The sequence below is a fragment of the Campylobacter sp. CNRCH_2013_0671h genome, from assembly GCF_025773055.1.
In the GTDB taxonomy this organism is placed as follows: Bacteria; Campylobacterota; Campylobacteria; order Campylobacterales; family Campylobacteraceae; genus Campylobacter_D; species Campylobacter_D lari_D.
Window position 1 is genome coordinate 111,007 of record NZ_JAKMTG010000002.1, and the last position, 15,227, is coordinate 126,233.

Below are 15,227 nucleotides of genomic sequence, written 5' to 3' on the forward strand. Positions count from 1 at the left end.
TTTTAGAATTTGTATTTAAAACCTACTTGATCACTTACATAAGTTTCATTTTTACCATCTGTTTTACCAGCTAGTATTTGTTTAGTTCCAACACCTGCATTTAGGCTAAATTGCTCGTTAATATCTACATTTCCACCTATGATGATTTGTCCATAAGTTTTTTTCTTATCATCACTTTTTACGCTAGGTAGCGCTACTCCATTTAAACTCGCTACATAATCATCTCCATTATTCATTACATATTGTTCTATTTTTGGAGTGATAAATAAATACGATGTTTCGCTCATATATTTTCTAAATTCAGCACCAAGTTCTAAAGAAATAGAATTATTGCTAGCGCTATTGACATCTTTTCCTGCAATTCCATTTTCTTTATAGCTTGGGGTATATGCATAGTAGTAGTTTGCTCCGGCAAAAGGTTTGATAAATAAGGTATTATTACTAAAATCAAAAATATATCCCATGTTAGCACTCAAACCAAGGAATTTTCTATTAAAGTCAGCACTATTTGTAGTGTTAAATCCTCTATTTACAATATCTTGATCTGTTGGAGAAATTTGAGCATAAGCCTTAACATTAACTTCTACCTTTGGACTTATATGGATATTAGAATAAGCACCAAATTGGAAATTATCTGATTTTTGGGTTAAAAGATTATCTTTTATTTCAGCGTTTGCATAAGTAAAATAAGCACCAATAATAACATCATCATTGACTTTTCTATCCATACCTATAGTGGCTCCATATAAAGCACCACTATCTCCATCTATGATGTTTGCACCGCCTATTACATTACCCCAAATGCTGTTATTATAATTATCAACATAATTTCCTCTATAATCATTAGTAGCAAATCTTATTTGAGATAATTTTGTAGCGTAATTTCCATAAGGATTATTTAACATAGCTACACGAGAACCTATAGATACATCATTTGATACATTGATAGTCGAGTTTATACCTGATGAGGCTTGATTTACATTTGAGATAGATTTAGCTGAATCTTTTATATCATTTGCTACTTGTTCTCCGACTTTATCAAATTTAATACTACCTATTGCATTTAAATCTTTACCGAGTGCAAGTCCATCTAAAATTTTAGAAACAAAGTCTTTGTTAGAAGCTGAAACACTAGAATCGTTTTTAATGTAATCATCATTAGAGATTTCTCCACTTCCAACATTGCTATTGCTTGCTATAATTTCATTAATATTTTGTATTTTATTTTTAATTTCATTAAGTGCGTTATAAATATTTTCACATTTTTTTATATCATTATTACATTTATCACTTTCTAATTCTTCTTTTAGTCTTTCTTTGAAATAAGATAAATATTCTTTTTCAGATTCTAAAATCATTTTGTTATTGTTTATATTATCATTGGCTCCTCCATTTACTAAAAGATGTTTTCCATCATTTGAAATAGAAAGGTTGTAATTAACAAATTTACTTAAATCTAATATATGCACAAGTGTTTCATCTATTTCAAGTTTTTCTTTATTTTCTAAAACACTATAAATATCTTTACCAAGGCTAGCTGTTATTTGATTTTCTATGATGTTTTTATTGAAGTTGTCTGCTTGTATAAAGGTAAAGTTATCTAATTTTAGATTGCTAAAGCTAGATGTTCCCACAGAAAAAATAGAATTTGTGATATTAACATTGCCATTAACCTTTATAGCTACTTGATTTCTATTATCACTTTGATAAACAAAACCAGTCTTATCTGCATTTAGATCTCCATTTATACTTAAGGAGCCACTTGTTCCAGCTATACCATTTCCTATTAAAATAGTAGAACCTCGTCTATCATCATGAGCACCAGCTATATTTTTTATATCAACATCTTTACTTCCCTGTAAATAGATATTTCCATTGATAACAGATTCTTTATGTAATACTTGAAAAATAATATCATTTGCATAAATATTTTTTGCACTAATATTGAAATTTCCTATATAAGCAGCTTTATCTTCATCTGTAGAAGTGTTAGAATGCATATCTATGTTGTTGATTGTAAGATCGTTATTTCCCAAGTCAATTTTAACACCAGCTTTATCATATAATTGAGAGTTTTTTTCTAATAATTCATTTGGAATATCCCATATTTTAATATTTAATGTTAAATCATTATTGGTGTATTCATTTTTTAATGTAAAATTTCCATTGGTTTCTTCATTAAAATAATTCTTAGCATTATTTTGATCAAAACCTGTATATTGTATGTCAATATTTTGAGCTAAAGCAGCACCGCTTAATAAAGCACTAATGCTAACTCCCATTAAAACTTTACTTGTGTAATAAGAAAGTTTCATTTGATTACTCCTTGTAAATTTAAATTGAAAAAAGCATTATACCCCCCCCCTAAATTTAAGTTTAAAGTAAATGAAAAAAATATAAATATTAGATTATTGCAAAGTAAGAAAGTTTTTAAGTAGCTTTTTGCCATTTTGACTCAGTATGGCTTCAGGGTGGAATTGAACTCCATAAATATCGTATTTTTTATGTTTTAAAGCCATGATGATATTATCTTCACTATGGGCTAAAATTTCACATTTTTTACCTATATGATTAACATAAAGAGAGTGATATAAACAAATTTTAAAATTTTGTTTAAGATTTTTAAAAAGTGGGTTTGGTTTGAATTTTATAGTTTTTACCTTACCATGAGTTGGGTTTGGAAGTTTAGAAATTTTACCACCAAAAACATGTGCTATACATTGGTGTCCTAGACAAATTCCAAGAATTTTTTTATCTTTTTTAAAATATTTTATAGCTTTTAAACTTAACTTTGATTCTTTTGGAGAATTTGGTCCAGGGGAGATTAGAAGATGGGTAAAATCATATTTTTTAAGCTTTTTTGGATTTTTAAATTTATCGTTTTTAATAATTTTATAAGCAATATTTAATTCCTTTAAATAAAAGGCTATGGTGTAGGTAAAAGAATCATAATTATCTATAATCAAAACTTTCACAAAAATACCTTTTTTAAGCCTCTTAAAGAATTAATAGCATAAATTTCTTTAGCATTTAAAAGCTCATCTTTAGTGATATCTTTTTCTTTGATGAGCTTGTGTTTTAAGAGTGTTTGTCTATAAATACCATTTAGGCAGTTTTTAGCATAAGGGGTAAAATACTCATCATTTAAATTTATAATAATGTTACTTCTTGAACCCTCACAAAGTATGCCTTTTTCATCAAAAAAAACTATGTCATAGCAAATATTTTCTTTCCATAGATGAGAATTTGTCTCATATAAACTACGCAGAGAAGTTTTATGGTGTGTTAAAAGATTTACTTTTATGATGTCTTTACTTATGAGTAGTTTTTTGCTTGAATTTTCTTGTATGTTGCTAAAATCAAACTCATAAAGGCCATTTTCAAAAAGTTTTAATTTAATAGTCTTTGAGCCTTTTTGAGCAAAATTACTTTTTGTAAAAAAATGATGATGATTGAAAACAAAATTGTTAAAATTTTGTAAAGATTTAAAATGGAATTTTTTATCTTTACTCTCTAGTATATTTTTAAAATCATGTTTTAATCTTTGAGTATCAAAGCCAAAAAAATTAGCTGAGTTTAAAATTCTTGTCAAATGTTCTTTGAAAAATAAAATAGAATGATTTTTATAATACATTGTTTCAAATAAATAAAAGTTAGGTTTTAAAATTTTACTTTTTAGTTTTAATTCTTCAAATTCATCTTGTTTTTGTGAGTCCCACACAAGTCCGCTTCCTACACCATATCTTAAAAAATCATCATTATTTTTTTTCTCTAAAGTGCGTATGGCTACGCTAAATTTTGCTTTATCTTTATGGATTAAGCCTATCGCTCCACAATAAATCCCGCGTTTTCTTTGCTCTAAATTTTCTATGAGTTTAATAGTTTCTATTTTGGGTGCACCTGTGATAGATCCACATGGAAAAAGGGCTTTGAAAATTTTAAAATAATCATTTTTTGGCTTTAATTTCCCACTTATTTTTGAAATGAGTTGGTGTAAGGTAGGGTAGGTTTTAATCTTAAAAAGTTTGCATTTTAAAGAATGTTTTTTGATGAGTTTTGAAATATCATTGCGTAATAAATCAACTATCATTACATTTTCGCTAATAGTTTTTTCATCGCATTTTAAAAAGTTTTTTAGATTTTCATCTTCTTTTGGATTATTTGAGCGTTTGATTGTGCCTTTCATGGGTTTTGTGATGATTTTTTTATTTTTGATTTTAAAAAAAAGTTCAGGTGAAAATGAAGCCAATTCTAAAAATTCATTTTTCATATAAGCTTTATAGGGGGTATTTTGCTTAGGATAAAGGCTTAAAAAACTCTCATACACATTAAGATTTGATTGTAAATGTAGTTCTTGAGTAAGATTAACTTGATAACTTTGACCTTTAGCTATGGCTTCTTTGACTTTGTCAAAGTTTTCAAAATACTTTTCTTGGTTTAAATTGGATGAAAAACTTGGATAAAAGTCTAAATTTTTTTCTTCGTTTGTAAAGATTTTTTTTGATTTAAAAGCAAAAAAATATAAAAAAGGCTCTTTGCTTTTATAATTTTTATCTTCTAGATATTTATAGAATTCATATTGAATATAGCCTAAAAAATAATATTGATTTTTATATTTTTCTATGATTTTAAAAGCTTTTTTACTTTCTTTTTGAGTGTGAGCTTTAAGAGTGAAGGCAAGATTATCATAAAGGTATTTTCCAAATATAGCAAATGCCATTTAAAATCTTTGATTTAGAAAAATACAAATAAAGCTAATAATACACATATTTTTGCCCTAAATTGCTAAGTTAAAAAGCTTTTGACGAGATTTTGTATAAGCAAATTCCATCCATCTACCAAAACAAAAATAAGCAATTTAAAAGGCATGGAAATCATAACAGGTGGTAACATCATCATACCCATAGCCATTAGCACTGAGCTTACTACCATATCAATAACTAAAAATGGCAAGAAAAGTAAAAAGCCTATTTCAAAAGCAGTTTTAAGCTCACTTATCATAAAAGCAGGCACTAAAACCGTTAAAGGAACATCATCTATGGTTTTTGGATTTTCTAAATTTCTGATCCTATAAAAAAGTGCTAAGTCTTTTTCTCTGGTATTTTTTAACATGAAATCTTTAAAAGGTTTAACGCCTTTAGCAAAGGCTTCTTCATAGCCTATTTGTTCAGCAATATAGGGTTTTATGCCTTCATTGTATGATTTTGTAGCAACAGGTTCCATAATAAAAAAAGTTAAAATCAAAGCTAGTGTCGCTAAGATAGTATTTGGAGGCATGGTTTGTGTGCCAAGAGCAGTTCTTAGAAAAGAAAAAACTACTATAAGTCTTAAAAATGAAGTCATTACAAAGATGATAGTTGGAGCAAGTGCTAGTATAGTTAAAACTATAATTATATTTAAAGTTGTTACGAGCTGTTGAGGGCTATTTGGGGCACTAAGGCTTAAATTTACAGTTGGTATAGTTGCTTCAGCGCCAAAAAGAGCTAGGCTTGATAAAAATAAAACTAGTAAAACCCTCAAAATATTTCCTTGGTTAAAATTAAAAGCATTATTTTAGCAATTTTACTCTTAAAAATGCAATTTATATGATTGAATTAATGGTTTATTTTTAAAATGCTAGAGTGAAAAACTCTAGCATTTAGGAGTTTCTCAAAAAATATTTTTTTTAGAATTTGTATTTAAAACCTACTTGACCACTTACATAAGTTTCATTTTTACCATCTGTTTTACCAGCTAGTATTTGTTTAGCTCCAATACCTGCATTTAGGCTAAATTGCTCGTTAATATCTACATTTCCACCTATGATGATTTGTCCATAAGTTTTTTTCTTATCATTACCTTTGATGATAAAATTTGAATTTGATCCAACAAATCCAGCTATATAATCATCTCCATTATTCATTACATATTGTTCTATTTTTGGAGTGATAAATAAATATGATGTTTCGCTCATATATTTTCTAAATTCAGCACCGAGTTCTAAAGATATGGAATTATTTGTCATACTTTGAACATCTTTTGCAAACATACCACTTTCTTTATAACTTGGAGTGTGTGCGTAGTAGTAATTTATACCAGCAAAAGGCTTGATGAATAATGATGATGAATTTGGATTAAAAATTCTACCGGCATTAGCACTTAAACCAAAGAATTTACTATCAAAATCAGCCTTATTAGAATCATTTAACATTACAACACTTTGATCTGTTGGAGAAATTTGCCCGTAAGCTCTTAGATTAATTTCCCATTGATCGTTTGGATTAATTAAAGAATAAATACCAAATTGATAGTTATCTGATTTTTGTTCCATAACTCCATCTTTGATAGTTGAATCAGCATAAGTAAAGTAAAAACCAAGCAAAGCATTATCATTGATTTTTCTATCAGCACCTAGTGTAAATCCATATAAAGCACCACTATCTCCATCTATGATATTTGCACCACCAAAAACATTACCCCAAAAGCTATTATTAAATGAAGAATTTCCATAATAATTATAAACATCGCTTGCTAGTGCTGCTATATGGGTTGTAGCAAATTTTTCTACTAAAGCTTTATCTTGATAAGGATTTGAAAGTTTTGCTATTCTTGTTCCAATTGCTAGGTCATTTGCTACACCTATAGATGAATTAACAGAAGAATTTTGAGCATTATTTACTATAGCTTTTGCACTTGCTTTTGTATTTGTGGTAAGTGTGTTTAGATTTTTTCCTGTGGTATCTAGAGTGAGTGCTGCGATAGCATCATTGCTAAGTTTAGAATCTAAAATACTATTTAGCATATTTACAGCTAAATTTTTATTTTCTAAGCTAATATCTTTCATATTTTCAACTAAATCACCACCATCAAATTTTCCACCATTATTTTGTATATCTTGGATTTGTTGTTCTAATTTTTTAATTTGTTCTTGCAGTTCTTTTTCTGCTTGTGCTATGGCTTCAAGCATAGCATCATCGCCAATATATCCTGGTTTTTGATAAGAATTTTTGTTATATTCTATATCTTTTTTTATGCCTTCAAAAGTATCTAAGGCTTCTTTTCTAATATCAATTTCAGATTTTAATATTTTTGATAAATCTCTTACATTTTCATTAGCACCACCGCTAATTAAAAGACTTTTGCCATCATTAGAAACACTAAGTTTATAATCTGTAAATTGAGCCAAATCAGTATCTTCAAAAAATACATTTTTTGGTAGTAAATTGCTTGTTTCAAGCATGCTTGTTATATCTTTAGTATATAGTGCCGTTACTAAGTTTTTATCTATATCTTGGTTAAAACTACCTGTAGTTTTTATAGCTACATAGTTGTTTATACCTAAATTTGAAACACTATTTGTGCTTATACCTATAGCTGAATCTTTTATATTTACATCTCCATCTACAGAGATTAAGCCACCTTTTTTATTTGCATCAAATATACCAATAAAAGAATTATTTACATTTAAATTTCCTTGTATGCTCATATAGCCATCTTTTTCGCCATATCCATTCCATACATCTAAACTAGGTCTATCAAGTTCTTCGTTGCTTATATTATCATTTGTTATAGGTGAGCTGCCTTTTAGTGTAACATTTCCTTTTATATTAAAAGCTTTATTTGCTTCTAAGGTAGCTCTATCAGAATTTAAAATGATTTCTTTTGCTTCTAAATTAACACTATATAAATCATATTTTGCTTCATTAGTTGAAGTGCTACCTACATCTATCCAGTCTGAATCAGATCCTATGGTTAAAACGCCACTTGTTTTGATGTTAAATTCATTTATAGGCTTATCATGATTTTCTCCACCATAGTATGATTGAATATCTGAAGGGCTTATTTTTAATTCTATGTTTTGTTTAGAATCTAAACTCTAAATTCCATCTTTATAACTAAAATAACTAGAAAAATTTTCATGATTTATTTCTTGAGCTAAAGCAGCACCGCTTAATAAAGCACTAATGCTAACTCCCATTAAAACTTTACTTGTGTAATAAGAAAGTTTCATTTGATTACTCCTTGTAAATTTAAATTGAAAAAAGCATTATACCCCCCCCCATAAATTTAAGTTTAAAGTAAATTAAAATCTGTAAAAAACAAATAACAACTAGTAAGAATTTTTACTTTAGCTTGTTAAAATAAGCAATAATTTTTAAAACAAAGGTAAATTATGAAAATTTCTGTGCTTATTTTGGCTGCTGGACTTGGCACGCGTATGAAATCACAAAATCCAAAAGTGCTTCAAAAAATTTGCTCAAAAGCAATGATTTTACATATTTTAAAACAAGCATATAAAATTAGTGATGATGTATGTGTGGTGCTTTCTCATCAAAAAGAAAAGGTTGAACAAGTTATTTTAGAGTATTTTCCAAATACACGCTTTTTAGAACAAGACTTGCAAAATTTTCCAGGTACTGCAGGGGCTTTAAGGGGTTATGAGAGTAAGCATGAAAAAGTATTGATTTTATGTGGCGATATGCCTTTAGTTAAAGCAGATGATTTAGAAAAAATAGCTTTAAATGAGAGTGATTTTAATGTGGCAGTTTTTGAGGCAAAAGATCCAAAAAGTTATGGAAGAATAGTTTTAAAAGAAAATAAAATTCAAAAAATAGTAGAAACAAAAGATGCAAGCAAAGAAGAACTTGCTATAAACATTTGCAATAGTGGTGTTTATGCTATAAAAGCACAAATTTTAAAAGAAGTATTGCCTTTGATAAAAAATGATAATAAAGCTAAAGAGTATTATTTAACCGATGCGGTTTATTTAGCAAAAGAAAAGGGCTATGAAATCGATGCGGTGTTTGTAAATGAGCAAGATTTTATGGGGGTAAATGATAAAATTGAGCTTTGCCTAGCTCAAGATCTTATGCAAGAAGCGATTAAAAAAGAATGGATGAAGCAAGGAGTGATTTTTCACATGCCTGCGACAACTTTTATTTCAGATGAAGTTGAGTTTGTAGGTGAGTGTGAAGTGTATGAAAATGTGCGTATAGAGGGAAAATCAAAAATCATTAATTCTATCATCAAAAGTTCAAGTGTGATTGAAGATAGTATAGTAGAAAATAGCGATGTAGGGCCTTTAGCGCATTTGCGTCCAAAATGCCAGCTTAAAAATACCCATATAGGAAATTTCGTAGAATGTAAAAATGCTTTATTAAATGGAGTTAAAGCAGGGCATTTGAGTTATTTAGGGGATTGTGAGATAGATGAGGGAACTAATATAGGTTGTGGCACTATTACTTGTAATTATGATGGGGTTAAAAAGCATAAGACCAAAATAGGTAAAAATGTTTTTGTGGGTTCAGATACGCAATTTATCGCTCCGGTTGAGATAAAAGATGAGGTAATCATCGCAGCAGGAAGCACTGTGTGTAAGGATGTAGAAAAAGGCTCTTTGTATATTAATAGAGCAAAGACGCAAATTATAGAAGATTTTTACTATAAAAAACTAGGTAAAAAATGAAAACAATCTTACTAGCAGTAAGTGGAAGCATAGCCTTTTATAAAGCTTATGAGCTTATTTCTTTATTAAAAAAAGAAGGTTTTAGGGTTAAAGTTTTACTAAGTTTGGGAGTTTTAAAATTTGGCACTAAGCTTAGCTTTGAAGCTTTAGCGGATGAAGTTTTATGTGAAGATAATGAAAGTTGGCAAAATACTAATAATCATATAGCTTTTAGCAAGACTTGCGATTGTGTACTTTTTGCGCCTGCTAGTATAAATTCTATTAATAAATTAAACTATGGTATAGCAGATAATTTATTTATTCAAACTTTAATAGCAGTAGATAAAAATAAACCATTTTTAATCGCACCCGCTGCAAATACAAACATGTATTTACATTTTAGCACTCAAAATTCTTTAAAAAATTTAAAAGAGCAAGGCTATATTATCATTGATCCTATAGTTAAAACTCTAGCTTGTAAAGATGAAGGCTTAGGAGCTTTGGCTGAGCTTGATAGTATTATAAATGCTTTAAAAAGAAGTCTAATGCAAGAAGATTTTTTTAAAGATAAAAGTTTTATTGTAAGTGGTGGTGGCACTAAAGAAAAAATTGATGATGTAAGATGTATTAGTAATTTTTCAAGTGGAAAAATGGCAAAGGCGGTTGCTGATGCTTTATATTTTTTAGGTGCTAAGGTGGTGTTAGTTAGCTCAGTAGGGTTTAAAACACCTTATAAATTAGAAAAATTTGAATCTTCTTTAGAACTAAAAGAAAAATTGCAAAAATACAAAGATTTTGATGCTTTAATTATGGCTGCTGCTGTGAGTGATTTTACTCTTGAGGTTTATAAGGGTAAGATTAAGAAAAATGAGCATTTAAACGGACTTGATTTAAAATTAAAGCTTAATGAGGATATCTTAAAAAATTTAGATTTTAAAGGCAAAAAAATAGGCTTTAAAATGGAATTTGATGAGCAAAATGCTTTAGAAAATGCTAAAAAATCTTTAGTTAGTAAAAATTTAGATATGGTGTGTTTAAATGTCTTAAATGAGCAAATGAACTTTGGAAGTGATGAAAATAGCATTTGTTTTATCACTAAAGATAGTATCTCTCAAAGTTCTAAACAAAGCAAAGAAAAACTTGGTTTTATTTTAGCACAAGAATTAAGGAAACTTTGGTGAATATCATCAACTCAACCTTACCTGTAAGAATGCAAATTTTAGAAAAACGCGCATATAATCGCTATGTATTGCTTTTAAACACTAAAAAACTTGAAACAAAAAGTTTGATAGAGCTTGAAGTAGGGGAGGAGTATTTAGCTGAAGTTTATGAAGACAAAGGCGTGATTTCTTTTAAAAATCTTTTGAAAAAGCCTAAAATTAGACTTTTTGAAGAAGGTGCTGAACTTATAGAAAAGCTTTTACAAGAAGGTGATGAAAAAGCTTGGTATAAAAAATTCATTATCCAAAGACTTATGGAAAGCAAAAGCGCATATGAGTTTGAAATTTATAAGGAAATGTTTTTTGCATTTTTTGAAGGAATTTATCATATACCTTTTGTTTATGAGGGAAATAGAGCTTTATTTGAAGCTAAGAAAAATGGAAATATTTTAGAGGTGTATTTGTATTTTGAAATTTTTGGTGCTTTAAAAATTATAATTGATAATGGTAAAATCATACGCATACAAACACCTTTTGCCAAAGTAGCACATTTTTTAAACGAGTATTTTAAATTTGAAGTAGTTAATACGCTCAATCCTATGTTTGTTTTTAAAAGATTGATGGATATAAAGGGATAGAATGAATGAGTTAAAGCATCTTGCTGTAGTAATGGATGGCAATAGAAGATGGGCTAGAAAAAATGGACTTTTAGAAAAAATTGGTTATAGTCAAGGTGCTAAAGTTGTTGAAAAAATTATAGAAGTATGTATAGATGAAAAAATTCAAAATCTAACCCTTTATGCTTTTAGTACAGAAAATTGGCAAAGACCAAAAGAAGAAGTGGAGTTTCTTTTTAAGCTGTTAAATAAATATCTTGATGAATCTTTAAATAAATTTATAGCTAATGAAGTGCGTTTTAAAGCCATAGGAAATTTAAGTCTTTTAGATGAATTAACCTTAAAAAAAATACAAAATTTTCAAGAACAAACTAAAAATTACACAAAATTATGCGTAAATTTAGCTATTTCTTATGGAAGCAAGGATGAAATAGTTAGAGCGGTTAAAAAGGTGATTGAAAAAAATCTTGAAATTAATGAAGCAAATATACAAGCTAATCTTGACTTAAGTGAAGATGTGGATTTGTTTTTAAGGGTAGGGAGCGCTAAAAGAATTTCAAATTTTTTATTATGGCAATCAAGTTATGCAGAAATTTATTTTAGTCAAACCTTATTTCCTGCACTTACTAAAAAAGAAATCACAAATATCATTACTGAGTTTAAAAAACGCAAAAGAACCTTTGGTAAATGATATTTTTATTTTTATTACTAGGGCTTTGTGTGGGTTCTTTTGTCAATGTTTTGATTTTAAGAACGATTAATAAAGAAAGCATAATAAGTCCAAGATCAAAATGTCCTAAGTGTTTTAAAACTTTGAAATTTTATCATCTTTTTCCTTTGTTATCTTTTGTATTTTTAAAAGGCAAATGTGCTTTTTGTAAGGAAAGAATTTCTTTGATTTATCCTTTTAATGAATTTATTTGTGCGTGTTTGTTTGTCTTTGCTTTTTATTTAATTGAAGATGTTTTTCAAATTTTAATTTTTGCTTGTATGCTAGCTGTATTATTAGCACTTTCTTGGATGGATTATTATCTAAAAGCAGTGAGTGAGCTTTGGCTTTGGATTTTATTTATTTTAGCTTTTTGTTTTGATTTTTTGCAAAATGGTTTAAATTTAGAGGATTTTCAAGATAGCTTTTTATTTAGAGTGTGTTTTGGAGCGGGGTTAATTTTTATACTAAAAAGTGTGATTAATTTTATTAAAAATTTTAAAAAAAGAGATGAAATTTTAGAAAGTTTAGGGGAAGGTGATGTTATAATAATAGCTTTGATTTTTGGAATTTTTGGCTATGAAAAAGGCTTTTTGATTTTATTTATTGCAAGTTTTTTAAGTCTTTTGATGTTTATAAAAATAGCCAAGAAAGATTATCAAATGCCTATGATTCCTTTTTTATTTTGTGGAATTTTGATTAATCTAAGTGTAGAAAGTATATTATGAAACTAGTTTATAAGTATTTGCTTAATCAGTTTTTAAGTACAATGTTATCTTTATTTTTTACTTTATTTATTATTGTTTCGATTATTTTTTTTATACAACTTGCTAAAATTACTGCTTATATTGAAATTACTTTTTTTGAATTAATCAAATTATATATTTTTCTTTTACCAAAGATATTAATTTTTACTCTACCCATATCTTTTTTCATAGCTTTGACTTTGGCCTTTTATAGACTTTCTAGGGAAAATGAAAGCACAGTGTTATTTGCTTTGAGTATAGCTCCAAGCATGATAGCAAGTTTTTTTGCAAAAATTGCAGCTTTGGTAAGTGCTTTTATGCTTGTGGTGGTTTTGGTTTTTATACCTATATCTTTTGAACTTTTTGATAATTTTGTAGATTATAAAAAAATTAGTGCTAAAGTAAGTATAAAAACAGGGGAATTTGGACAAAGATATGGAGAATGGCTTGTTTTTATCGATGCCAAAAATTCTGATGAAACTTATAAAAATATCATAATGTATCATCCAAAGAAAAACCCACAAGATAAAGAACAAGTGATTTTAGCCAAAGAAGGAAAGTTAGAAACAAATGATGGTGTTATTACTTTTAAGCTAGATGAAGGAAAAGCTTATGAGATTAAAGAAGAAGATTGGCATATTTCTAGTTTTAAAAATTTATTAATTAAAAGTAAACTTTCTTCTAAAGAATTAAATACTCAAAGTTTTTATGGGTATTGGTCTGATGTAACAAGCAATAAAGAAAAAGCAAAAGAATTTGTTATTTATATTCTTATAGCTTTATTTCCTTTAGCTAGCGTGCTTTTTGCACTCTCTTTTGGTATAGTAACTTATCGTTATGAAAAAGGTTTTGCTTATTTTGGAATTTTTGTGATTATTTTTGCTTATTTTACGCTTTTGATTAGTTTTTATAATCCTCCTTTTGTAGCTATTGCTGTGATTTTTTCAAGCTTTTTAATTACTTCTTTGTTTTATTTTAAAGCAAAAATTGCAAGTAAGTATTAATGCTTTTAAAATTAACTTTTTCTTATGATGGCTCTAAATTTCAAGGTTCAGCCACCCAACCACATAAGCTTAGTGTCCAAGATACCTTAGCGCAGGCCTTGTCGCATTTGGGCATTTATGAAAAGCCTTTATTTGCTTCAAGAACTGATAAAGGTGTGCATGCATTTAATGCAGTCGCTTGTGTAAAAGCAGGAGAACATTTTAAAGATTTTGTATATTTAAAAAATAAAATCAATCATTTTACACACCCATTTATACATATAAAGTATATCCAAGGAATGCAAGAAAATTTCCAAGTGCGTTTTGATGTGCAAAAAAGAGCATATCGCTATATTATAAGTCATGGAAAATATAATCCCTTTTTAGCCTCATATGTGTATTTTTATCCAAAAATAAATATTAAATTAGCCAAGGAAATTGCTTTTTTATTTGAAGGAGAGCATAATTTTAAACTCTTTCAAAAAGAAGGCTCTGATAATAAAACAAGTATAAGAAAAATGTATAAAACTAGAGTTTATGCTTATAAAAATTACACTGTGTTTTATTTTGAAGCAAATGGTTTTTTAAGATCTCAAATTAGAATGATGATGGCAAGTATTTTAAAAGTATTAGAAGGAAAAATGAGCAAAAATGAGCTTTTAGATCAAATCAATGCCAAAAAAGCTCATTGTAGATTTTTAGCTCCTGCTAGTGGTTTGTATTTGAGTAAGATTTCTTATTATAATAATGCATGATTTTTTTATGTATAAAAAATGAAAAAAGAATGATCAAGGTCCCTATGCAAAAAGGTAGTAGCTCTACATCTACTCCAAAAATACTCATATTGATAAAAATACTTATAGGTATAATAGCATTATTCATCAAAGCTAAAACCCCGCTATCTACTTCAGTGGAGCCTTTGTTCCATAAAAAATATCCAAATCCTGAAGCAATAGTCCCAAGATAAATCAAAGCTATCCAAGAACTTAAATTGGATGGTAAATTATTATAATCTCCAAAAAATAAAAAAGCAGGTAGGGTTATACTAGTTGCGCCTAAATAAAAATAAGCGAAAGCTTCTTTTTGATTTAAGTTTGTATTTTTTTCTAATAAAATTTTATAAAAACTTTGTCCAGCTCCAAATACTAAATTAGCCCCTTGAATAAGTAAAAATCCATATAAAAAATTAGAGTTAATATTATCAAATTTAACTACAAAAGCACCTACAATACATATAAAAATACTTATAAAATATAAATATCTAAGATTTTTTGAAAAAAGCCCATAAAAAAGTACAACATAAAAAGGTGTAAAAATCGTAAAAAGTGCCACTTCGCTTACACTTAAATATAAAAAAGAATGATAATAAAATAAATTCATCACACCAAGTTGTAAAGCTCCAATGCTTATGAGTTTTAGTTTTAAATGCAAATTCAGCTTAAAATTTAAAAAAGGTAAAAATACTAATAAAGACAAAAAAACTTTTGCAAATGCAGCAAAAAAACTATCCATTTCTAAGGTTATAAAATGCCCAATTAATGGAAAAGAAAAAGCCCAAATAAAACTTGCTAGTAATAAACTTGGCATT

At 27.9% G+C, this 15,227-nt stretch carries 14 protein-coding genes; 7 read left to right on the top strand and 7 right to left on the bottom strand.

Annotation, left to right across the window (positions count from 1 at the left end):
• Positions 1-2 precede the first annotated feature (2 nt).
• The 6 genes from L8X97_RS02205 to L8X97_RS02230 all read right to left on the bottom strand — a co-directional run bounded on the left by L8X97_RS02205 (position 3) and on the right by L8X97_RS02230 (position 7,990).
• Positions 3-2,315 carry an autotransporter outer membrane beta-barrel domain-containing protein gene (locus tag L8X97_RS02205; RefSeq protein ID WP_263662519.1) on the bottom strand — a complete coding sequence of 771 codons (2,313 nt, stop codon included), beginning with the start codon at positions 2,313-2,315 and terminating at the stop codon, positions 3-5.
• Between the two features lie 93 nt (positions 2,316-2,408).
• Positions 2,409-2,975 carry an anthranilate synthase component II gene (locus L8X97_RS02210; RefSeq protein WP_263662520.1) on the bottom strand — a complete coding sequence of 189 codons (567 nt, stop codon included), beginning with the start codon at positions 2,973-2,975 and terminating at the stop codon, positions 2,409-2,411.
• Entirely contained in the window at positions 2,972-4,720 is a 1,749-nt protein-coding gene (locus tag L8X97_RS02215; protein ID WP_263662521.1) for a bifunctional anthranilate synthase component I family protein/class IV aminotransferase, read from the bottom strand. The genes L8X97_RS02210 and L8X97_RS02215 overlap by 4 nt, the downstream gene beginning before the upstream one ends.
• Before the next feature lie 65 nt (positions 4,721-4,785).
• Complete coding sequence (fliP, locus tag L8X97_RS02220; RefSeq protein WP_133318758.1) at positions 4,786-5,520, bottom strand: flagellar type III secretion system pore protein FliP; 735 nt, start codon at positions 5,518-5,520, stop codon at positions 4,786-4,788.
• Between the two features lie 145 nt (positions 5,521-5,665).
• On the bottom strand, positions 5,666-7,465 hold the full coding sequence (locus L8X97_RS02225; protein ID WP_263662522.1) for an autotransporter outer membrane beta-barrel domain-containing protein: 1,800 nt from the start codon (positions 7,463-7,465) through the stop codon (positions 5,666-5,668).
• Between the two features lie 390 nt (positions 7,466-7,855).
• Positions 7,856-7,990 (bottom strand): hypothetical protein, encoded by a 135-nt coding sequence (locus tag L8X97_RS02230; RefSeq protein WP_263662523.1) that lies wholly within the window; start codon positions 7,988-7,990, stop codon positions 7,856-7,858.
• Between the two features lie 162 nt (positions 7,991-8,152).
• On the opposite strand from L8X97_RS02230, the gene glmU reads away from it, so the two are divergent.
• Genes glmU through truA form a run of 7 tightly spaced genes read left to right on the top strand, consistent with a single transcriptional unit; the run spans position 8,153 to position 14,394 of the window.
• Positions 8,153-9,445, top strand: coding sequence for a bifunctional UDP-N-acetylglucosamine diphosphorylase/glucosamine-1-phosphate N-acetyltransferase GlmU (gene glmU / locus L8X97_RS02235; RefSeq protein WP_263662524.1), 1,293 nt, complete (start codon positions 8,153-8,155; stop codon positions 9,443-9,445).
• Entirely contained in the window at positions 9,442-10,605 is a 1,164-nt protein-coding gene (gene coaBC, locus L8X97_RS02240; protein ID WP_263662526.1) for a bifunctional phosphopantothenoylcysteine decarboxylase/phosphopantothenate--cysteine ligase CoaBC, read from the top strand. The genes glmU and coaBC overlap by 4 nt, the downstream gene beginning before the upstream one ends.
• On the top strand, positions 10,602-11,222 hold the full coding sequence (locus L8X97_RS02245; protein WP_165955253.1) for a hypothetical protein: 621 nt from the start codon (positions 10,602-10,604) through the stop codon (positions 11,220-11,222). The genes coaBC and L8X97_RS02245 overlap by 4 nt, the downstream gene beginning before the upstream one ends.
• A 1-nt stretch (position 11,223) precedes the next feature.
• Positions 11,224-11,892, top strand: a complete 669-nt coding sequence (gene uppS, locus L8X97_RS02250; protein ID WP_263662527.1) for a polyprenyl diphosphate synthase — start codon at positions 11,224-11,226, stop codon at positions 11,890-11,892.
• The gene (locus L8X97_RS02255; RefSeq protein ID WP_263662528.1) at positions 11,889-12,638 is read left to right on the top strand and encodes a prepilin peptidase; all 750 of its coding nucleotides are present in this window, start codon (positions 11,889-11,891) and stop codon (positions 12,636-12,638) included. The genes uppS and L8X97_RS02255 overlap by 4 nt, the downstream gene beginning before the upstream one ends.
• A complete protein-coding gene (locus L8X97_RS02260) occupies positions 12,635-13,660 on the top strand; it encodes an LptF/LptG family permease (protein ID WP_214100351.1) in 1,026 nt (341 codons plus the stop codon). The genes L8X97_RS02255 and L8X97_RS02260 overlap by 4 nt, the downstream gene beginning before the upstream one ends.
• Entirely contained in the window at positions 13,660-14,394 is a 735-nt protein-coding gene (gene truA / locus L8X97_RS02265) for a tRNA pseudouridine(38-40) synthase TruA (protein ID WP_263662529.1), read from the top strand. The genes L8X97_RS02260 and truA overlap by 1 nt, the downstream gene beginning before the upstream one ends.
• Here the strand turns inward: truA and L8X97_RS02270 are convergent.
• Complete coding sequence (locus tag L8X97_RS02270; RefSeq protein WP_263660096.1) at positions 14,348-15,226, bottom strand: EamA family transporter; 879 nt, start codon at positions 15,224-15,226, stop codon at positions 14,348-14,350. The genes truA and L8X97_RS02270 overlap by 47 nt on opposite strands.
• Position 15,227: the final 1 nt, after the last annotated feature.